This window comes from Caulobacter sp. DMC95 (assembly GCF_056313785.1).
Genome location: NZ_JBQUZP010000006.1, coordinates 201,838 through 221,140 on the forward strand (window position 1 = coordinate 201,838; position 19,303 = coordinate 221,140).

At 66.8% G+C, this 19,303-nt stretch carries 20 protein-coding genes; 13 read left to right on the forward strand and 7 right to left on the reverse strand.

Going from position 1 to position 19,303, the window contains the following annotated elements; genetic code table 11:
- The first annotated feature begins 121 nt into the window (after positions 1-121).
- Positions 122-1,537, forward strand: a complete 1,416-nt coding sequence (locus ACT53N_RS15365; protein ID WP_476064712.1) for an MATE family efflux transporter — start codon at positions 122-124, stop codon at positions 1,535-1,537.
- Here the strand turns inward: ACT53N_RS15365 and ACT53N_RS15370 are convergent.
- Both ACT53N_RS15370 and mdoH read right to left on the reverse strand, forming a co-directional pair.
- Entirely contained in the window at positions 1,534-2,430 is an 897-nt protein-coding gene (locus ACT53N_RS15370; RefSeq protein WP_476064713.1) for a cobalamin biosynthesis protein CbiG, read from the reverse strand. The genes ACT53N_RS15365 and ACT53N_RS15370 overlap by 4 nt on opposite strands.
- Before the next feature lie 86 nt (positions 2,431-2,516).
- Positions 2,517-4,508, reverse strand: a complete 1,992-nt coding sequence (mdoH, locus tag ACT53N_RS15375; protein ID WP_476064714.1) for a glucans biosynthesis glucosyltransferase MdoH — start codon at positions 4,506-4,508, stop codon at positions 2,517-2,519.
- Between the two features lie 284 nt (positions 4,509-4,792).
- Between mdoH and ACT53N_RS15380 the strand changes: the two genes are divergently transcribed.
- Positions 4,793-5,140 (forward strand): copper-binding protein, encoded by a 348-nt coding sequence (locus ACT53N_RS15380; RefSeq protein WP_476064715.1) that lies wholly within the window; start codon positions 4,793-4,795, stop codon positions 5,138-5,140.
- 86 nt (positions 5,141-5,226) lie between these two features.
- Here the strand turns inward: ACT53N_RS15380 and ACT53N_RS15385 are convergent, their stop codons facing one another.
- Positions 5,227-6,252, reverse strand: coding sequence for an NADP-dependent oxidoreductase (locus ACT53N_RS15385; protein WP_476064716.1), 1,026 nt, complete (start codon positions 6,250-6,252; stop codon positions 5,227-5,229).
- A 119-nt stretch (positions 6,253-6,371) separates the two neighbouring features.
- On the opposite strand from ACT53N_RS15385, the gene ACT53N_RS15390 reads away from it, so the two are divergent.
- Positions 6,372-7,289, forward strand: coding sequence for a Gfo/Idh/MocA family protein (locus tag ACT53N_RS15390; RefSeq protein ID WP_476064717.1), 918 nt, complete (start codon positions 6,372-6,374; stop codon positions 7,287-7,289).
- Between the two features lie 24 nt (positions 7,290-7,313).
- Here ACT53N_RS15390 and ACT53N_RS15395 read toward each other — a convergent pair whose 3' ends face one another.
- The gene (locus ACT53N_RS15395) at positions 7,314-9,161 is read right to left on the reverse strand and encodes a DUF885 domain-containing protein (RefSeq protein ID WP_476064779.1); all 1,848 of its coding nucleotides are present in this window, start codon (positions 9,159-9,161) and stop codon (positions 7,314-7,316) included.
- A 102-nt stretch (positions 9,162-9,263) separates the two neighbouring features.
- Between ACT53N_RS15395 and ACT53N_RS15400 the strand changes: the two genes are divergently transcribed.
- On the forward strand, positions 9,264-9,902 hold the full coding sequence (locus ACT53N_RS15400; RefSeq protein WP_476064718.1) for a LysE family translocator: 639 nt from the start codon (positions 9,264-9,266) through the stop codon (positions 9,900-9,902).
- A 6-nt stretch (positions 9,903-9,908) separates the two neighbouring features.
- On the opposite strand, the gene ACT53N_RS15405 is transcribed toward ACT53N_RS15400, so the two are convergent.
- Both ACT53N_RS15405 and xth read right to left on the reverse strand, forming a co-directional pair.
- Complete coding sequence (locus ACT53N_RS15405) at positions 9,909-10,829, reverse strand: hypothetical protein (RefSeq protein ID WP_476064719.1); 921 nt, start codon at positions 10,827-10,829, stop codon at positions 9,909-9,911.
- Positions 10,830-10,886: 57 nt separating this feature from the next.
- On the reverse strand, positions 10,887-11,675 hold the full coding sequence (gene xth / locus ACT53N_RS15410; RefSeq protein ID WP_476064720.1) for an exodeoxyribonuclease III: 789 nt from the start codon (positions 11,673-11,675) through the stop codon (positions 10,887-10,889).
- Between xth and ACT53N_RS15415 the strand changes: the two genes are divergently transcribed.
- Entirely contained in the window at positions 11,675-12,049 is a 375-nt protein-coding gene (locus tag ACT53N_RS15415; RefSeq protein ID WP_476064721.1) for a hypothetical protein, read from the forward strand. The genes xth and ACT53N_RS15415 overlap by 1 nt on opposite strands.
- A 4-nt stretch (positions 12,050-12,053) precedes the next feature.
- On the opposite strand, the gene erpA is transcribed toward ACT53N_RS15415, so the two are convergent.
- Positions 12,054-12,386: an iron-sulfur cluster insertion protein ErpA gene (gene erpA, locus ACT53N_RS15420; RefSeq protein WP_476064722.1), complete on the reverse strand. Its 333-nt coding sequence runs from the start codon at positions 12,384-12,386 to the stop codon at positions 12,054-12,056.
- Positions 12,387-12,474: 88 nt separating this feature from the next.
- Here erpA and ACT53N_RS15425 point away from each other — a divergent pair, with 88 nt between their 5' ends.
- The 8 genes from ACT53N_RS15425 (at position 12,475) to tatC (ending at position 19,244) form a co-directional block, all read left to right on the forward strand.
- Entirely contained in the window at positions 12,475-13,659 is a 1,185-nt protein-coding gene (locus ACT53N_RS15425) for a deoxyguanosinetriphosphate triphosphohydrolase (protein ID WP_476064723.1), read from the forward strand.
- 178 nt (positions 13,660-13,837) lie between these two features.
- Positions 13,838-14,638: a cell division protein FtsN gene (gene ftsN, locus ACT53N_RS15430; RefSeq protein WP_476064724.1), complete on the forward strand. Its 801-nt coding sequence runs from the start codon at positions 13,838-13,840 to the stop codon at positions 14,636-14,638.
- A complete protein-coding gene (gene nagZ / locus ACT53N_RS15435; protein WP_476064725.1) occupies positions 14,635-15,672 on the forward strand; it encodes a beta-N-acetylhexosaminidase in 1,038 nt (345 codons plus the stop codon). The genes ftsN and nagZ overlap by 4 nt, the downstream gene beginning before the upstream one ends.
- On the forward strand, positions 15,669-16,493 hold the full coding sequence (locus tag ACT53N_RS15440; RefSeq protein WP_476064726.1) for a segregation and condensation protein A: 825 nt from the start codon (positions 15,669-15,671) through the stop codon (positions 16,491-16,493). The genes nagZ and ACT53N_RS15440 overlap by 4 nt, the downstream gene beginning before the upstream one ends.
- Before the next feature lie 155 nt (positions 16,494-16,648).
- Positions 16,649-17,317 carry an SMC-Scp complex subunit ScpB gene (scpB, locus tag ACT53N_RS15445; protein ID WP_476064727.1) on the forward strand — a complete coding sequence of 223 codons (669 nt, stop codon included), beginning with the start codon at positions 16,649-16,651 and terminating at the stop codon, positions 17,315-17,317.
- A 133-nt stretch (positions 17,318-17,450) separates the two neighbouring features.
- Entirely contained in the window at positions 17,451-17,675 is a 225-nt protein-coding gene (gene tatA, locus ACT53N_RS15450) for a twin-arginine translocase TatA/TatE family subunit (RefSeq protein WP_476064728.1), read from the forward strand.
- Positions 17,676-17,757: 82 nt separating this feature from the next.
- A complete protein-coding gene (gene tatB, locus ACT53N_RS15455) occupies positions 17,758-18,345 on the forward strand; it encodes a Sec-independent protein translocase protein TatB (protein WP_476064729.1) in 588 nt (195 codons plus the stop codon).
- Entirely contained in the window at positions 18,342-19,244 is a 903-nt protein-coding gene (gene tatC / locus ACT53N_RS15460; RefSeq protein WP_476064730.1) for a twin-arginine translocase subunit TatC, read from the forward strand. Before tatB ends, tatC begins: the two co-directional genes overlap by 4 nt.
- Positions 19,245-19,303: the final 59 nt, after the last annotated feature.

Consider the following 19,303-nt stretch of genomic DNA (forward strand, 5'->3'; position numbering starts at 1 on the left):
CGCGGATCCTCACCCAAGGCCGCGGTCCTAGCGGCGCTCGCAGAAGGCTGGCGTCTTGCGCCAAGCGCCGCTAAATGCGGGGTGCTCGAAAAACGGGCATGGGCCAGCTTGCGCCCCTTCTTTGACAGTGGTGACGACCATGCCGCGCGACGCGGCCGGAACGGCGCGCTCTCCCGAGCGGCCGCACGGCCCCATCATGACCGATCTGATCGAACTGCTCCGCCTGGCGGGGCCGGTCGTGCTGTCGCGTCTTGGCATCATGGTGATGGGGCTGACCGACGCGATCGTGGTCGGCCATTTCTCGGCGCAGCAGCTTGGCTATCACGCCATGGCCTGGGCGCCGTCCTCGGTGTTTGTCACGGCGACGGTCGGCCTTCTGGTCGGCGTTCAGGTGATGACCGCGCGGGCGATGGGGGCGGGCAATCCGCATGAGACCGGCGCGGTGCTGCGGCGCGGTCTCGTCTACGCCATCTGGCTGGGCTTTGGCTCGATGGCTTTGCTGGCGCTCTTGGGGCCGATGTTCCTGCAGGCCATGGGACTGAAGGACGGTCTGGCCGAGGGGGCGACCCTGCCGCTGATCGTCTTTTCGCTGTCCCTGCCGGTCTATGCGATCTCGGTGGTTCTGACCTTCTGGCTGGAGGGGCTCTCCAAGCCGGGACCCGGCGCGGCGATGATGTGGTTGGCCAATGTCGTGAACCTGGGGGCTAACCTCTTGCTGGTGCCGGGCGTGCTGGGTCTGCCCGCGCTTGGGGCGGTGGGCGGCGCCTGGGCGACCTTCATCGCGCGATCGGCGCTGGCGCTGGCCCTGGCGATCTTCGTCATCCGCATGAAGGACGCCCGCGAACTCGGCGTATTCGACAAGCCCGCCCGCGATCGGCCCGCCGAGATCGAGCAACGCCGCATCGGCTATGGCGCCGGCGCGTCCAATTTCTTCGAAGTTTCGGCCTTCGCCGGCATGAACCTGATCTGCGGCTGGATCAGCGCCTTGGCCGTGGCGGCCTACACAGTGGTGCTGAACGTCTCGGCGATCATCTTCATGGTGCCGCTGGGCGTGGCTTCGGCCACCGCCGTCCTGGTGGGGCGAGCCTATGGCGCGCGCGATCCGGCGGGCATGACCCGCGCCGGCTGGATCGCCTTTGCGGTGATCGCGGTGATCGGCGTGCTGTTTGGCCTGTTGCTGTATCCGACCAAGCACTGGGTGGCCCTGGCCTACACGACCGACCCTGCGGCCCTAGCGCTGATCCTGCCGGCCCTGGTGCTGGCGTGCCTTTTCTTCGCGCCCGATGCGGTGCAGGTGGTTGCGGCCCAGGCGCTGCGGGCGCGGGGCGAGGTCTGGGTCCCGACGATCACGCACCTGATCAGCTATGCGCTGGTCATGGGGCCGCTGGCCTGGTGGCTGGCGATCCCCAAGGGCATGGGCCTGAACGGCGTGCTCGTCTCAATCATCGTCACCAGTTTCCTGGCCGCCGGCTTCCTGCTGATGCGGTTCCGGATGCTGGACTGGCGCGACCGCAAGGCGGCGCTGGAGGCGACCTAAGCCCCGATAATCCAGCCTTCCTCGGTCTGAGCCGAGACTAGCGCGTCCTCGGTCAAGCCCTTGGGCGCATCGAACGACGCGCCCAGCTTGCCGGCTTCGTCCAGCTTGGCGAAGTGTTCGGCCAGACTGCGGACCTGAGCCAGGTCCTTGACCTCGCCCGGCGCCGGCGTGGGCTTGAGCAGCGAGGGATAGACCTCAGCCACCACCACCTCGACGCCTTCCAGATCGGCGTCCGTCAGGGCCTTGAAGCCCGTCTCGAACGGCCAGACCCGAACGGCCTCACCGCGCGCGTCCTTCAGGCGGCGCACGGCCGGGATGCCCATGATCGCCTGACCGCCGACCGAGCCGTTGTAGTAGAGCTTCCAGATCGAATGCGCGCCCTTGGCGGCCTGATCGGCGTAGCGGAACTCGGGCAGGTCGTCGGGACCGTGTTCACGCGGGCGCTTGGGCTGCAGCGTGGTCAGGGCGTCCTTGGGCGGGCAGCCCCAGAAGGGGAACGGCCCGCCGGTCAGACGGCGGTTGATCTCCGAGCCCACGCCGAAGCGGTTGTTGGTGTTGTCGGCCTTGTCCTTGACCATCTTCGCCAGCTGGTCCCAGACCGCGCGCCACGGCGTTTCGCCGGGCAGGGCCAGGGCTTGCGCTAGGCCGCGCGGGAAGCCGAGCGGGAAGTCGAAACCCACAAGGGCGCGCTCGCCGCGCTTCTTCAGGTCATCGAGAATGGCGGCTAGCTTCGTCTCGGCCTCGCCGCGCGTCGCCGGGTTGTAGCTCTCAAAGCTCAGACGGAAGCGCACGTCGCGCTTGAGTACGCCGATCCAGATGGAGTCCGCGCCCGTGGTCGGCTTGGCGGCCGCGCTCCAATCGACGATGACATAGGCGCTGAACAGACGCGACACGGTACGCGGCTCCTTGGAAGGAAACGAAGCCGCGCTTCTACCGCTCCGGGGGCGTCAGGGCCAGCCCGGTTCGGCGTTACCGGTGCTCAGGCGGCGTCGCGAATCTTGGTGGTCGGACCGATCGGGCGGCCTTGGCGCGCGAACCAGCGGATGGGCGGTTCGCAGGCGCTACCCACGGCGGCGCGGACGATGGCCGGCGGGCGGCGCTCTTCCGGCGTCATGAACAGGCCGTTGGTCTTCAGCTTCAGGCCGGCCACCTTGTGAGCGCCCAGCATGGTCAGCGGCACGGCCAGGACCAGGCCGGCCAGAATGGGCGCGGTCGCGGTCAGCAGGTCCGGCGTGAACCAGAACGAGCCGGCCAGGATCAGGCCCGACAGGCTGATCCAGCCCATGGCGGCCCAGGCCTCCTTGAAGTCGACCTTGTCGGCGTCGCGGCGCTGAGCGGCCCAGCCGCCGACCTTGCCGGCCAGGATTTCGACGATGGCGCGCGTCTGGGTGAACATCAGCATCGGCGCGACCAGGGCCGAGAACAGCATTTCGACGGCCAGGCCGGCGGCCATGCGACGCTTGCCGCCAAAGCCCTTCACCTCGCCCTTGCGCGCCAGAACCAGGATGGCGCCCAGGATCTTGGGGCCGAACAGCAGGACGAAGGTGATGATCATCGCCCAAGCGGTGGCCTGGATCTCGCGCCAGTCGATCAGCGCGTGCGCCGCGGCCTTCAGGTCGGCCATGGTGAAGGCGGCCTTCTTGAGCTCGGGCATCAGGGCGCGCGAGATCAGGCCGGCCGACAGGCAGAAGAACCACAGCGGCGACAGCGCGTAGCTCAGCACGCCGATCACCAGGTGCATCCGGCTCATCCAATGCAGACCGGGCAGGGCGATCAGCGGCACATGCTGAATGTTGCCTCGGCACCAACGACGGTCGCGCGTGGCGAAGTCCAGCAGGTTCGAGGGGCTCTCTTCGTAGGAGCCGTCCAGGTAGGGAGCCAGGTGCACGCTCCAGCCGCCACGGCGGAGCAGGGCGCTTTCGAGGGCGTCGTGGCTCATCACTTCGCCGCCGAAGGGCTTGGGGCCCGGCAGGTGCGGCAGGCCGCAGGTCTCGGCGAAGGCGCGGGTGCGCACGATGGCGTTGTGACCCCAGAACGAGCTCTCCGAGCCCGACCACCAGGCCAGGCCCGTCCAGGCGACGCGGCCGTACAGGCGCGTGGCGAACTGCAGGGTGCGGGCGAAGATGGTCTGGCCGTTGATGATCATCGGCATGGTCTGGATCAGACCCGCGCCGGGGTGACGCTCCATCGCATCGGCGAGGCGCACCATGGCCTCGCCGGTCATCAGGCTGTCGGCGTCCAGCACCAGCATGTGCTCGTAGGCGCTGCCCCAGCGGCTGACCCAGTCAGCGACGTTGCCGGCCTTGCGCCCGGTGTTTTCCTTGCGGATGCGGTAGTAGACGTTGCAGCTGGCCTCGCGGCGGAACCGGGCGAAGCAGGCCTGCTCGGCGAGCGCCACCTGCGCGTCGCGGGTGTCGCTGATCACGAAGATGTCGAAGTTACGGGCCGCGCCGGCTTCGGCGATCGAGGCGTCCATGGCGCGCAGCCGCGCGAACACCGCGGTCGCGTCTTCGTTGTAGACCGGCATCAAGATGGCGGTGCGCGTGTGCAGCTTGGGCATAGGCGTTTCGCCGTCGATGCCCAGCGGGTCCTTCGGCTTGCCCATCAGAACCAGGAAGCCAATGAAGGCGGTGCAGAACCAAAGCGACAGGGCCAGGAACAGCGGCGCCAAAAGCGTGACCACCACGGCCTCCAGGCGCGTTACGCCGCCCAGGGCGATCGTGTCGAACGAGGCCTTCCAGCCCGCAACGCCCATGGCGACCGTCATCAAGCCCAGCATCCAGCGGCGCAGGGTCATGTTCTGGATCAGCGCCGTGGCGCGCCGCGCGCCGCCCTGCCAGAAGCTCAGCGGCTGAACGGGCATGGCCAGCGGCGCTTCGGCCGGGATTTCGACCGTGTCACGGCGAACGACCTGATCGAGGCTCACGCTCGTGGAGGAGCGTACGTCGAATAGGGCGGAGCGATCGCTCATATCGTCAGATCTCGGACTTTTCCGGCGTGCCGGGCTTTCTCCGCGCGCTTCTTCCGTCGGAGGCTCTTTTCGCCTGCCCGTGGGTTCGCTAGGGAACGGGGCGGGGCGTCGTGGGCGCTGCGCGGCGGAGGACACCGGCGTGGAGACCCGCCGGTGTCCCTACAGTAAAACTTCGATCACAAATTCGCTACCAGAAATCACGCCGATTTCGCAGTTGCGAGAAGAATTCGTGACGTGGTGGGCGCTGGGGAGCACCGGCCGCTTTCGGGGAGCGATTTAAGGTTATGAAATTAAACGCAATTGTGCTCGCCCTCAGTGTTTTCGTGCTCGCGGCGTGCGGGAAGGATTCGCCTGCCCCGCGTGAAGAGAAGCCCCTCGTAGCGGCTGTTGCGTCCACCGAGGGGCTGCCGAGCTACGACTCGCAGGGCGTCATCGCCAGTCTTGAGGGGCAAATTCTCACGCTCGATCACGACGGCGCGAGCACTGCGGGCCTGAAGCCGGGGCGCGATCAGTTCACGGTCTACGCTGACGTCCTTGCTGAAGCGCCGATCACACCGGGGGCGCGTGTCAGCTTCGCCTTCAAGAAGGCGCCGCAAGGCCTGGAGATCGCCTCGCTTCGCGCGCGGCCCTGAACGCAGACAGGCGGCTGGTTTCCCAGCCGCCTGCCATCTCGATATCGCGCCCCTCGAGACTCTTTGCTCGGGGCCGCTGATCTCGCCTAAGCCAGCTTCACCAGCATTTTGCCGAGGTTCTCGCCGGTGAAGAGCTTTAGGAACGCGTCCGGGGCGCGTTCGACGCCTTCCTCGACCGTTTCCTTCCAGGTGATCTTCCCGGCCTTGATCCACTCGGACATGTCCTTGGCGAACTGCGGGTAGAGATCGAAGTGGTTTGAGACGATGAAGCCCTCCAGGCGCAGGCTCTTGCCGACGGCCAGGATGATGTTCGGCGGGCCTTCCGGCTTTCCGGTCTCGTTGTACTGCGAGATCATGCCGCAAAGCGCGAAGCGGGCGAACGGCCGGGCCGAGTTGATAGCCGCTTCCAGGTGCACGCCGCCGACGTTCTCGAAATAGACGTCGATGCCCTTGGGGGCGACCTTAGCCAGTTCGGCGACCACGTCGGGCGTCGCTTTATAGTCGATCACATGGTCGACGCCGATCGACTTCAAGAACGCCACCTTTTCGGGACCGCCCGCCGAGCCGATCACCGTATGGCCTTTCAGCTTGGCGATCTGGCAGACGATCGAACCCACCGCGCCGGCGGCGGCCGAGACGAACACCACATCGCCGTCCTTGAGGGCTGCGACGCGCAGGAGACCGGCATAGGCGGTCATGCCGGGCATGCCGACCACGCCCAGGAAGGCCTGCGGCGGGATGCCGTGGGTCTCGATCTTGGTGATCGCGCCCATGCCGGCGGCGGCCAGCGACTTGGGATGGGCGTTGTAAGCTTCGCGCCAGCCGAACATCGAGCTGACCATGTCGCCCGGCTTGAAGTCGGGGTCGTTGGAGGCGATCACCTCGCCGATCGCGCCGCCCTGCAGGGCCTCGCCCAACTGGAACGGCGGGACGTAGCTGGGGCGGTCGTACATGCGGCCTCGCATATAGGGGTCAACAGACATCCACAGGTTCTTGACCTGGATTTCGCCATCGCCCGGCGTGGGCAGCTCGACGGTCGCCAGGTCGAAGTCCGACGCCTTGGGCATCCCGACGGGACGAGCTTTCAGACGGATCTCGCGCGAGGTGGTCATAGGTGTCCTCCCTGCCTTGGTCATGGCCAAGGGTTGTAGATTTAAACGACTGTTTAGCGCGCCCTTACGCAAGTCACCAGTGCTTCTAAGCGATCGCGAAGCGCGGTAGACAGCGGCCCATGACCCAGACTCTGAAAGCGGGCGTCGTCGGCGCTGGTGTGTTCGGCGGCTACCACGCCAAGAAGTACGCGGAACTTGACGGTGTGACGCTGGTCGGCGTGTTCGACATCGATCTGGCCCGCGCCAAGGCGCTGGCCGAGCCGCTGGGCGCGCAAGGCTTCGACGACATGGACGCCTTCCTGGCCGCTGTGGATGTGGTCACGGTCGCTGCGCCCGCCGTCCATCATGCTGCGCCCGCCCTAGCCGCGCTGAAGGCAGGCAAGCCGGTCTATTCGGAAAAGCCGATCGCGGTGTCGCCGGACGACGCCGACAAGATGGTCGCCGCCGCCGCGAAAGCCGGCGTGCCGCTGGCCTGCGGGCATCAGGAGCGCGTGGTGTTCCAGGCCATGGGCCTGCTGGATATCCCTGAACAGCCCCTGCGGCTGGAAGCCGTGCGGCGCGGCACGCCGTCGGATCGCAATCTCGACGTATCGGTCGTGCTGGACCTGATGATCCACGACATAGACCTGGCCCTCGCACTTTGCGACGGCGCGCCGATCGCGGTGGAAGGCGAGGGGGCGATCACGCGCTCGACCTCGCTGGACTGGGTGAAGGCCGAGGCGACCTTCGACAACGGCTTTACGGCCGTGTTCGACAGCTCACGGGTGGCCGAGGCTCGCGAGCGGACCATGAAGGTCGTCTATCCTTCGGGCGAGGTCGAGATCGACTTCCTGCAGCGCACCTTCCGCAACACCACACCCTATCCGCTGATCGAGAACTTCACCGAGACCCCGGCCGGGAAGGACCCCTTGGGCCTTTCGGTGGCGGGCTTCCTGGCGGCCGTTCGCGGCGAGGCTCCCCGACCGGTCGTGACCGGCGAGGAAGCCGCGCGCGCGCTCGATCTGGCGCTGGCGGTCGAGCAGGCGGTCGAAGGCTAAGCGCCCCCGACCGCACGCCCGAAATCAGGCTGGAAACATCGTCGCGAGGGTCTGTTCCAAGACGACCAGCGGCATGGGGCCCTGCAGCAGCACGTCATGGAAGGCCTTCAGATCGAAGCGTGCGCCGGCGCGCTTCTTGGCGTCTTCGCGCAGTCGCACCCACTCGACATGGCCGATCTTGTAGCTGCAGGCCTGACCCGGCCAGATGCAGTAGCGGTCGATCTCGCGCTGGACGCGGGCGCGGGGCATGCCCGTCTGATTGACCATGTAGTCGACGGCCTGGGCGCGACTCCAGCGCTTGAAGTGCAGGCCGGTATCGACCACGAGGCGCACCGCGCGGAACTGCAGCGACTGCAGGTAGCCGATTTCGCCCAGCGGATCGCCGTCGTAGACGCCCATCTCCGCCGCCAGCTGCTCGGCGTAAAGCGCCCAGCCCTCGCCATAGGCTGAGAACCCCATGCCGGCGCGGCGCAGCATTGGGATCTCCTGGGAGCCCAGCAGCATCGATCCATGCCAGACGTGCCCGGGCAGGGCCTCGTGATAGGTCAGGGTCGGCAGATTATACTTCGGCCACTCGGCCGTGTCCTTGAGGTTGATGTAGAAGCGACCCGGACGCGAGCCATCCAGCGCTGGCGGCTGAGCGTAACCGTTCGGCGCGCCATCCTGGATCTCGGACGGCACGCGAACGATCTCGACTGGCGCGGCCGGAAGGGTCTTGAACACCGTGCCCATGCGGGCGCGGATCGCTGCGGTCTGGCCGTTGAGGTCCGCCAGGAGTTGGGCGCGGCCCGCGTCGGTGTTGGCGTATTGCTGGTCCGGGCGAGCCGAGAGCGCCGAAAGGCGCTGGGCGACGGTTCCTGCAGTCAGTCCCAGGCGACGCAGGCGCGCATCGATCTGGGCTTCCAGTTCAGCCACCTGTTGCAGGCCCAGCCGGTGCACCTCGTCGGGCGTACGGCGCGTGGTGGTCTGGAAGGCCAGAGCGTCGGCGTAGAAGGCGTCGCCGTCGGGCAGCTTCCAGGCGCCGGCGTCGCCGGTGGCCTTGGCGCGGGCTGTTTCCAAGGCGGCGATCTGCCGATCAAGGGCTGGATTGACGCTGGCGCTGACGATCTCCGCCGCGCGGGCCGCCCAGTCGCCTGCGAGGCCAGCCTTGGTGGCGCGCGTGGCGAGGGATCGCGTGACACTGGCGTCGGCCGCTGCGACGGCCCGCTGTCGCCGCAGCTGCGCCAGGCCGGCGTCCAGCGCGAAGTCCGGAGCAAGGACGCCCTTGGCCACGTCCATCCCCAGAGCTTCGGTGTTGCCGTCCAGAGAGACCGCATAAGCCTGCAGGCGCGAGAGGTAGGCCTCGGCGTCGTCCTGCGTCCGGATCGGGTGTCGCGAATCCAGGAAGTCGGGGGTCGCTTGATAGGCGCCGGTGAGTTGGCTCAGCACATAAGGCGAGTAGGGAGCGTAGCCGAACCCCGCCCGGCCTTCGCCGAAGTCGTACTTCAAGCCGCCCTCGACCGAGCGGCGGTAGGTGTAGGCCGTCACTTCCAGATCAATACGGGCGGCGGGCGAAAGCTGATCCGTGGGGATCTTCGAAAGATCCGACAGCCGGGCCCTGCGCGAGGCGATCCAGTCGTTACGGCCGGCGCGGGAGACGTCGTTGAGCTTGCCCCGCTGGGCCGCCCGCACCCCTACATCAAGGCCGAGCGACGTGGTCATTTCCGGCGCGGCGTCGAGTTCGGCGTTCCAGAAGGTGTCGAGCAGGGCGCGGAGTTCAGCGTCGCGCGCGCCGGGCTGGGCCGCAAAGGCCGAACCCGCGCTCCACAGCGGAGCCGAGGCCGCCGCGCCGAACAGAAACTGCCGTCTATCCATCTTGTCGTGTATCCCCAGTTGGACCTTCACGGTAAGCCCATTCGCCGCCGCCTCGCCAGAGCCCGGACGATCGGTGAGCGATAGCTGGTTTCGATGACCGGTACTCTGGAGGAGAGTTCTTTGTCCCACGCCGCTTGGCCTGTCGATCCTGGCGCGATCGCCCCATTTCTGGCGGCGATCGTGCTGATCGAACTCACGCCGGGCCCGAACATGGGCTATCTGGCTGGCCTGTCAGCGGTCGAGGGGCGTCGCGCCGGGCTGGTGACGATCGCCGGCATCACCGCTGGCCTGCTCGCCTACATGCTCGCTTCGGTGGCCGGACTCACCGAGATTCTCCGTCTGAATCGTCCGCTCTATGAGGCGCTGCGCTGGGCGGGGGTGGTCTATATCCTCTGGCTGGCGTTCGACGCCTGGCGCGGCGAGAAGCCGACCGACTGGCGGGGCGAGGACGGCCGGGCCTGGGTTCATTTTCGCCGCGGGCTGCTGGCGAACTTGCTCAATCCCAAGGCCGCGCTGTTCTACGTGACACTTCTGCCGGGCTTCATCCAGACCGGTCACGCGTCGCCGACCGTGCAAGCTCTGATCCTCGGCGGGGTCCATATCGCGGTCAGCATCGTGGTCCACGGCGCCATCGTCCTGTCATCGGATGGCTTGGCGCGTCGCGTGATCGCCACGGGCTCCAGTCCCGTCAGCCGCCGCCTGTTCGCCCTGGCGTTGGCCGCCACCGCCGCCTGGATCGCCGTCGAAACGGGCCGCTGACGCCGGCTAGTCGTCGTCGAGGTCGAACGGCAACTCGTCCTGGTCGCTGGCGGTTTCTCGTCGCGCCTTGGAGACCGGTTGGTAGACCGGCGCAGGTTTCGCCGGAGGGGCAGGTTCATCATCGTCCCAAGGCGGATCATCAAACATATCCGGCTCGCGCGACGGGGCGGGTGGTGGCGCAGGTCGTGACCCCGGACGCGAAGCGGTGGACCGTCTCGCATCGTCGAACGAGGAGCGACGTGCCAGTGGCGGGGGCGTGTCCGGCAGAGGCGGCGGCGGGGCGTGGAAGTCGTCGTCTTCTTCCTCGTCCAGTTCGGCGGCCAAGGCGACGGGTGGCGCGGCTTGGCGCGGGGGCGTCGCGACCACGGTCTCCGGCGTTTCCGGCGCCACAGGACGCGGCGGCAGGGGTCGGCGCACAATCGCCTCGCAGCGGGCCAGCCAGCGATTAGCTTCCTGCATCAACTCGGCGGGCGATTTGCTCTCGCGACGGGTCTCGTCGCCCGGCGCCCAGAGATCCAGCGCAAAGTCGGGATTTCGGGGGTCATCGAAGATCAGGCGCAGGGTCACCGTCTGGGCATGGGGCGCGACATGGTCGATCGCCCGCCGACCTTCGCCTCTGAACACGCGTCCCATGACCTGGCCGTCGACCAGCAGCTCTGCGCCGACCAGCTCCTCCAGGCGGTAGATCAGGCACCACGCGCCGCGATCCCAGGCGACCGCCAACAGGTTGGTGGAGAAGGAAAAGCCCGCGCCGCGTCCACGCCCGCGCGCGACCACGACGCCTTCCGGCTCGCTTTTCAGCACATTGCGCAGGGCGCGGCGGATCCGCCGGTCCTCATCGCCGTACCAGATGGCCAGGCTGCCCAGGAACGTCACCGCCGAGCCGGCGATGGCCACGAACAGCAAAAGACGCGCGAGTTCGCTCATAGTGCCGCCAAGCTAGCGAGAGTCCCGATTCCGTCACAGGGGCGGCGCGATCAGCGCCTAGTCTCGGAAATGACCCACCACGGGTACGTGGTCGGAGGGCTTTTCCTTGTCGCGCTCGTCGCGGTGAATGACGAGGCCGGTCAGGCGATCGGCCGCCTGCGGCGAAAGCAACAGGTGATCGATGCGTATGCCGAGGTTCCGCTGCCAAGCGCCGGCTTGATAGTCCCAGAACGTGTATCCGCCCGGCGCGCCGTCGGCCTGCATGTAGGCGTCGGCGAAGCCCAGGTTCTTCAGGGCGCGGAAGGCGGCGCGGCTCTCAGGCTGGAACAGCGCGTCGCCCAGCCAGGCCTGCGGGTTGGCCACGTCTTCGGCCTCGGGGATGACATTGTAATCGCCGGCGATCACCAGCGGTTCTTCGAACGTCAGCAAGCCTTGGGCGTGGGCGTGCAGGCGGCGCATCCAGGAGAGCTTGTAGGCGAATTTCTCGGTCCCGATCGGGTTGCCGTTCGGCAGATAGATGCCCACCACCCGGAACGGGGTCGGCGCGGCGATCACCGCCTCGATGTAACGGGCCTGCTCATCGACCTCGTCTTCCGACAGGAAGGGCAAGCCCTTGCGAATATCTTCAATCGGATGCTTCGAAAGCAGCGCCACCCCGTTGTAAGTTTTCTGGCCGTGGACGGCGACGTTATAGCCAAGTCGTTCAAAGGCTTCGGTCGGAAACTTTTCGTCGACGCACTTAATCTCCTGCAGCACGGCCACGTCGGGCGCCTCTTGCTCGAACCACGCCAACACGCCTTCCAGGCGAGCGTTGATCGAATTGACGTTCCAGGTGGCGATACGCATTGACGGCTCCAAGGTGCGGCGAGAGGCTAGGGCGCATGAAGGCCGCGCTCAAGTCGGGGAAGAAGTCCATCGATCGCACGCAACTGGCGTTGATGACGCTGGCGACGGGCGTTTGCGGCTTGCTGGCTGTGGTGGGCGCGATCCTGGCGATCTTTACGCCGCTGGTCTTTGACCGCGCCGGCAACGTCCTCAATCCGATCGCGTGGCTTAGCTTCCTGTTCGCCGCCCTGTTCTGGGTGGTCTGTCTGCTGGGTCCTCTGGCGGGATGGATCCTCTGGCGCAAAGGGGCGACACAGCTGGCGTGGGCCGCCATGGTGACGCCCTTGGCGTGGGGCGCGGCCACGATGACGCTGCTACAGTTCGTGCCGGTCTGAAGGCTCAGATCGAGAAGCTGACGCCGCAGCCGCAGCTGGACTTGGCGTTGGGATTGCGCACCCGAAACTCCGCGCCGGCCAGTTCGTCGACGAAGTCGATCTCCGAGCCCTTCAGCAGGGCCAGCGACACCACGTCGACCAGCGCCGCCGCGCCGTCGCGCTCGACCTTCAGGTCGTCGTCCTCGACGGTATCGACCAGATCGAAACGGTACTGAAAGCCCGAGCAACCGCCGCCGTCGACGGCGACGCGCAGCATCAACGGACGGCCCTCGGTCTCGGCGATGGCCTTGATCCGGCGGGCGGCGTTTTCGGAAAGCGTTAAGTCGATCTGGGTCATGGCTGTGGAAAAATCACCTTCGGCCTATATGAGGGTGTAGCGGCCTCTTCGGAAGGGGCCAAATCGTCCAATGCGATAAAGGCGGTCTATGTCTCAGACTCCGTACTTCGTTCCCCGCGCGCCCTATGCCGAGGATCCCTCCAAGTCGAAGGGGCGTCGGTTCAAGGAGGACGAGAGCCGCACGCGCACCCCGTTCGCGCGCGATCGCGATCGCATCATCCACACCTCGGCCTTTCGGCGCCTGAAGGAGAAGACCCAGGTCTTCGTGGCCCACGAGGGCGACAACTTCCGCACGCGCCTGACGCACACGCTGGAGGTCGCGCAGGTGGCGCGCTCGCTGGCGACCGCTCTGGGCCTGGACGCCGACCTCGCCGAGACCATCGCCTTGGCGCACGACCTGGGTCACCCGCCATTCGGCCACGCCGGCGAGGACGAGCTTGAGATCCAGATGCGCGAGTACGGCGGCTTCGACCACAACGTCCAGACGTTCCGGGTCGTGACCGAGCTTGAGCACCGCTATCCCGATTTCGTCGGTCTGAACCTGACCTGGGAAACGCTTGAGGGCGTGATCAAGCACAACGGTCCGGTGACCAACAAGCTGGGCAAGCCGTCCTGGAAGGCGATCTCCAAGTATGACAACGAGTACGAGCTGGGCCTGGGGACCTGGGCGTCGGCCGAGGCGCAGGTCGCCGCCCTGGCGGACGACATCGCCTACAACAACCATGACGTCGACGACGGCGTGACGGCGGGCATCTTCACGCTGGATGAGCTGATGGACGTGCCGCTGATTGGCCCGATCCTGGCGGCGGTGAAGAGCGAGCGACCCGACCTTGACGCGCGCCTGACCCACCTCGAAGCGGTGCGCCGCATGATCGGGGCCATGGTCGACGACGTGATGGGCGAGACTCTGCATCGCGCCGCAGCCAGCGGCGTCCAGTCGGCTGACGAGGTCCGGGCCCTGGATCATGCCCTGGTCGCGTTCTCGTCGGACATGGCTGAGGATCTGGCACGGCTGCGCGGCTTCCTATACGAGCGCATGTACCGTCATTGGCGCGTCAATCGCACCCGTAGCCAGGCTCGCCGTATTCTGGGCGAAATGTTCTCGCTTTTCTTGCGTGAGCCTGAGGTGTTGCCCACCGTCTGGTTCGCCAAGTCGCAGAACCGCGACGAAGCCGGCCGAGCCCGTGTGGTCTGCGACTATATCGCGGGCATGACCGATCGCTTCGCGATAGAAGAACATCGCAAGCTGTTCCATCTCGACGTCTGGAACTGATCTCTTAAAAGATCGGGACCCGGACCGGGGAGGCGAGCGGCTGTTCGTCCGCCACCGGAACGGGGCGGGCGCTTCTGGGACGGGCCGGCCTTGGGTAACCTGGCGTCGCGCGCGTCTGATTCGATGCGTCGTTCCGTGCGCCGCCTGTCGGCGCGCCGAGTTTTGGAGCCTAGCTGAGATGTCCGATCCGCACCGCGGGGCCTATACGCCGCCTACCGACGCGCCTTTGTCGTTCGACGCGCGTCAGCCTGTGCGGGGCGCGCGTCCGCTGCCGATGACGCTGATTATCAGTGCGGTGGTGCTGGTGACCCTCGTCGTAGCGGTGGTGATGATCTACCGCGGGGGCGTTCGCGGCCCCAACGACGCGCCGCAGGCGGTCGGGACCGAAGTGGCGCAGATGAAGACGCCGCCGGCCGAGAGCAGCCAGCCCAAGGATCCGGCCTCGGGACTCCAGATCTATCACAACGAGGACCCGCAGCCGTCGGCCACCTTCGCCGCGCCGCCGGAAACGCCTCAGGCCCGTCCTGTCGCGCCGACCGCGACGACGCCTGTCGAGACCGCCAGCCTGCCGACGGCCAAGCCGGCCGCGCCGGCTCCGACCATCGAGTCGCTGGCCACAGCTGCGGCGACTCAAAAGCCGGCGCCCCGGCCCGTTCAGGTGGCGCAGGCCTCGCCCAAGCCCGTCTCGGCGGCGCCGGTCACGACCGCCAGCGCGCCCAAGCCTGCTTCGACGGCGACCGGGCCGGCCTCAGTGCAGATCGGCGCCCTGTCATCGCCGGCGCTGGCCGACAAGGCCTGGACCGAGGCTGTGCGCCTGGCGCCGGGCCTCGCGGCCGGCAAGGGCAAGAAGGTCGAGACGGTCGATAAGAACGGCACGACGCTCTATCGCACCTCGGTGACCGGTTTCGCGACGCGTGAGGCCGCCAAGGCCTTCTGCGAGGCGATCGCCGCCTCGGGCAAATCCTGCTTCGTAAAGTGAGCCTTCTGATGGGCGCGCCTTCCGCCGCTATTCTCGGCTGCGCCGGGACGACTTTGACGGCCGAAGAGGTCGCCTTCTTCAAGGACGTGAAGCCCTGGGGCTTCATCCTGTTCAAGCGCAATATCGCCGACCCTAACCAGGTCAGGGCGCTGACGGCCGCCCTGCGCGAGACGGTCGGTCGCGCCGATGCGCCGATCCTGATCGACCAGGAGGGCGGCCGTGTCGCGCGCCTGCAACCGCCGCACTGGCGCACCTATCCTCCGGGCCGCGCCTATGGCGAGCTGGTCGCGAACGATCCGCTGGTCGCGCGCGAGATCACGCGGCTTGGCGCGCGTCTGATCGCCCACGACCTTCACGCGCTGGGGATCAATGTCGACTGCGTCCCGGTGCTCGATGTGCCCGACCCCAAGGGTCATGAGATCATCGGCGACCGCGCCTATGGCGACACGCCCGAGCAGGTCGCGACCCTGGGCCGCGCGGCGGCTGAAGGCCTGCTGGCCGGCGGGGTTCTGCCGATCATCAAGCATATCCCGGGTCACGGCCGCGCCATGACCGACAGCCACCTCGAGCTGCCTGTGGTGAACGCCAAGCTGGCCGAGCTGGACGCGCGCGATTTCGCGCCGTTCCGGGTGCTGTCGGACATGCCGATGGCGATGACCGCGCACGTGGTCTACACCGCCATTGACCGGAAGAACCCGGCCACGACCTCGAAAAAGGCGATCAAGAAAATCATCCGCGAGTCCATCGGCTTCGACGGACTTCTGATGAGCGACGACCTGTCGATGAAGGCGCTGTCGGGCGACTTCAAGCAGCGCGCCAAGGATAGCCTTTCGGCCGGCTGCGACGTCGTCCTGCACTGCAACGGCGACATGGCCGAGATGAAGGCCGTGATGTCCGGCGTCGGGCGCATGGGCAAGGAAGCCCGTCGCCGCGCGCAGGCGGTCATGGGCCGCCTGGTCAAGGTCCCCGAACCGTTCGACGTGGCCGAGGCGCGCGCGCGCTTCGATGCGGCCTTCAATGGAAAGTACGCTTGAGCACGGGCTTTCAGCCCACATTTGACTTTGAGGCCGCCAACGAGGCGGCCGAGGACGGCGCGGCGCTCGTCATCGACATCGACGGCTACGAAGGCCCGCTTCACGTGCTGCTGGCCCTGGCGCGCAGTCAGAAGGTCGACCTTCTCCAGCTGTCGATTACGCGCCTCGCCGAGCAATACTTGGCCTTCGTCCAGCAGGCCCGCCGCGTGCGCTTCGCCCTGGCGGCGGACTATCTGGTCATGGCCGCCTGGCTAGCCTACCTGAAGTCGCGCCTGCTGCTGCCCAAGCCCGAGCGCGCCAAGGCCGAAGAGCCGCCCGCCGAGGAAATGGCCGCTCAACTCGCCTTCCGCCTGGCTAAGCTCGACGTGATGCGTAAGGCCGTCGAGGCCTTGAAGGAGCGTCCGATCCTCAAGCGCGACGTTTTCATGCGCGGCGACCCGGACGCGGTAAAGATCGTCTCGTCGACCCGGCTGGAGGGCGATCTCTACGGCCTGATGAGCGCCTACATCACCCAGCGCAAGCGCGAGCACAGCCGTCACTATGCGCCGCGTCCGCCGACAGCCTATCCGCTGGAAGACGCTCGTGACCGTCTGCGGGGACTTCTACCGAAGATGGAGGACTGGACTGTGCTGACTGCGGTGGCGCCCATTGATCGGGCGCTCGAGGAGGGCGACGGTCCCTCGGCGGCGTCCTATCTGGCGTCGACGCTTTCGGCTTCTCTGGAACTGGTGAAGGAAGGGGTGCTGGAAGCGCGCCAGCTTGAGCACTTCCAGGACATCTACTTGCGGACGCGGGCTGAGCCGCTCGATGTGGTTGACTGAATGCACACCAATCGCCGTGCCATCCCGGCCGAAGCGCAGCGTAGAGCCGGGGCCCAGTGGCGGCGCGCACGGCGTTTGGTCACCCCCTGGGTCCAGGATAGCCTCTGCGAGGCTTCCGGGATGACACGGTGTTTTACCGCGCTAAACCTGACGCCATGACCACCGAACTGGACCCACTCTTCGTCGAGCGCTGCATCGAGGCTCTGCTGTTCGCCGCCGCTGAGCCGCTGAGCGATCTCGATCTGGCCAAGCGTCTACCCGAAGGGGCGGACATCGCTGCGGGAATTGCGGCCCTGCGAGCGCGCTACGAAGGGCGAGGGATCGAGCTGGCTTGCGTCGCTGGCCGCTGGCGATTCCAGACGGCCGCCGACCTGTCGTTCCTAATGACCGAGGAACGTGAAGAGCCGCGCCGGTTATCCAAAGCCGCGCAGGAAACGCTGGCGATCGTGGCCTATCACCAGCCGGTGACGCGGGCCGAAATCGAGGCCGTGCGCGGGGTCCAGGCCAGCCGCGGCACTATCGACGTGCTGCTGGAGCTAGGCTTGATCCGCATGCGTGGCCGCCGACGCACGCCGGGGCGGCCTGTGACCTTTGGCACGACTGACGCCTTCCTGGAGCACTACGGCCTGGCGACCTTGGCGGACCTGCCCGGAATCGCCGAGATGAAGGCTGCCGGCCTCCTGGAAATGAACCTGCCGCCGGGCTTCATGGTGCCCGATCCGCTGGGCCTGCGACCCGGCGAGGAGGAAGATCCGCTCGATCTCGACGATGGCGACGCGCCTGAATTCGCGCAGGATTTCCTGGGCGAGCCCGAAAAAGCCTGACCCGCGAGGCGCCGACGCTTCTAAGGTCTGGTCCCGCTTGGCTCTGCGCCATGCGAGCGCCTATATAGAGTCAGAGATTGTAACGACGCGGCTCACGGTCTAAAGCGCCGCTGTCGCAAGGAGCACCGACGCTATGGGTAGCATGAGTTGGATTCACTGGGTGATCGTCATCGGGATCGTCGCCCTGTTGTTTGGCGGTCGCGGCAAGCTCTCCAGCGTCATGGGTGACGCCGCCAAGGGCATCCGGGCGTTCAAGGATGGTCTCAAGGACGACACCAGCAGCGAAGTCGCCGACAACAAGGCCAAGGGCACCCTGCCGCGCACCGAGGCCGAAGCCGAAGAGCTTCGCAAGTCGTAAGATCGAGCGCGCGGGGCGTCACCTCGCGCGATGGTCCAATCTCGCGGGGAGCTTTGCGGCTCCTCTGCTCTAAGGCGCGTCCATGCTTCCTGATATCGGCGGCACAGAACTTCTCATCATCGCCGCCGTCGCCCTGATTGTGGTGGGTCCCAAGGATCTGCCCCTTCTGTTGCGCAAGCTCGGCCAGTTTGTCGGTCGCATGCGCGGCATGGCGTCGGAGTTCCGCGCCAGCTTCGATGAGATGGCCCGCCAGTCGGAGCTCGACGAGCTGCGGCGCGAGGTTCAGGCCATGCGCTCGGGTCAATTCACCAATCCCATCAAGGACGCCGCCGACGCCGCGCGCGATGTTCAGGTCGATCAGGTCTTCGCCGACATTGACGCTTCGCTGTCCAGCGGCGCGATGCAAGCCCATCCCTATGCGGCGGGCGAGGCGCACAACTCGATCCTCCCCAAGGCCGAGCCGTCGGCGGAGATCGTCGAGGCCAAGCCCAAGCGTGCGTCGCGCAAGAAGGTCGTCGCCGAGCCTGCTCTGGTGGAGCCCGTCACTGCGCCGCGCAAGCGCGCCAAGGCCAAGCAAGACATCACAGTGGAAGCGCCTACGGCCGTCCGCACGCCGCGAAAGCGTGCGAGCAAGGCTGGGGGCTCCACAGCTTCGGACATCGTCTCGTGAGTACAGCTATCGGACATGACCCCGATGAGGAGATCGAGGCCTCCCGCGCGCCGCTTCTGGATCACCTGATTGAGCTGCGCACGCGGCTCATCATCTGTGTCGCGGCCATCGCCATCGCCTTTGGGGTCTGCTTCGCCTTTGTGAAGCCGATTTTCCTGTTTCTGGTCCGCCCGTTCACGGTCGCTGAGGGGCTGAAGGCGATGCAGGACGGCGGCGGCCAACACGGCGCCTTCGATCTGCTGCTGGCCCTGGTCGGCGTCAAGAAAGTCGCGGCCGGCGCCCTGGCCAGCGTCACGCTGCAGGCCACCGCGCCGCTGGAGCAGTTCTTCACCAACATCAAGCTGGCGGCGTTCGGGGGCATCATTCTAGCCTTCCCGATCATCGCCTGGCAGCTTTATCGCTTCGTGGCGCCGGGCCTCTACCGGAAGGAGCGCAACGCGTTCCTGCCGTTCCTGATCGCCTCGCCCGTGCTGTTTCTGATGGGCGCCTCGCTGGTCTACTACGTCATGCTGCCGTTTGTTCTCTGGTTCTCGTTGAGTCAGCAGATGGTCGGAGACGGCGTGAAGGTGGTGCTACAAACCCGGGTGTCGGAGTATCTGACCCTGGTGACCACGCTGCTGCTGGCGTTCGGCCTCAGCTTCCAACTGCCGGTCGTGCTGTCGCTGGGCGGTCTGGCCGGGCTGGTGACCTCTCAGATGCTGCGGACGGGGCGGCGCTATGCGATCGTCGCGGTGTTCGTGGTTGCGGCGATCGTCACGCCGCCGGATCCGATCAGCCAGATCACCTTGGCGGTCCCGCTCTGCCTGCTCTACGAAATCTCGATCTGGTGCGTCTGGCTCATCGAGCGCCGTCGCAGGGAAGAAGACGAGAAAGCCGGGACGGACCTCGTCGCTTTGTAAAAGAAAGGGCTCCGCGATCCTGTCGCGGAGCCCCTTTTTTGCTCCGTAAGAGCAAGGTG

Excerpts from the sequence above, each read along its gene's own strand:
- tatA (WP_476064728.1), top strand. The coding sequence starts at position 17,451 with ATGGGTAGCATGAGTTGGATTCACTGGGTGATCGTCATCGGGATCGTC.
- ACT53N_RS15405 (WP_476064719.1), bottom strand. The coding sequence starts at position 10,829 with ATGAGCGAACTCGCGCGTCTTTTGCTGTTCGTGGCCATCGCCGGCTCG.
- ACT53N_RS15380 (WP_476064715.1), top strand. The coding sequence starts at position 4,793 with ATGAAATTAAACGCAATTGTGCTCGCCCTCAGTGTTTTCGTGCTCGCG.
- tatB (WP_476064729.1), top strand. The coding sequence starts at position 17,758 with ATGCTTCCTGATATCGGCGGCACAGAACTTCTCATCATCGCCGCCGTC.
- mdoH (WP_476064714.1), bottom strand. The coding sequence starts at position 4,508 with ATGAGCGATCGCTCCGCCCTATTCGACGTACGCTCCTCCACGAGCGTG.
- ftsN (WP_476064724.1), top strand. The coding sequence starts at position 13,838 with ATGTCCGATCCGCACCGCGGGGCCTATACGCCGCCTACCGACGCGCCT.
- erpA (WP_476064722.1), bottom strand. The coding sequence starts at position 12,386 with ATGACCCAGATCGACTTAACGCTTTCCGAAAACGCCGCCCGCCGGATC.
- xth (WP_476064720.1), bottom strand. The coding sequence starts at position 11,675 with ATGCGTATCGCCACCTGGAACGTCAATTCGATCAACGCTCGCCTGGAA.
- scpB (WP_476064727.1), top strand. The coding sequence starts at position 16,649 with ATGACCACCGAACTGGACCCACTCTTCGTCGAGCGCTGCATCGAGGCT.
- ACT53N_RS15425 (WP_476064723.1), top strand. The coding sequence starts at position 12,475 with ATGTCTCAGACTCCGTACTTCGTTCCCCGCGCGCCCTATGCCGAGGAT.
- ACT53N_RS15390 (WP_476064717.1), top strand. The coding sequence starts at position 6,372 with ATGACCCAGACTCTGAAAGCGGGCGTCGTCGGCGCTGGTGTGTTCGGC.
- ACT53N_RS15385 (WP_476064716.1), bottom strand. The coding sequence starts at position 6,252 with ATGACCACCTCGCGCGAGATCCGTCTGAAAGCTCGTCCCGTCGGGATG.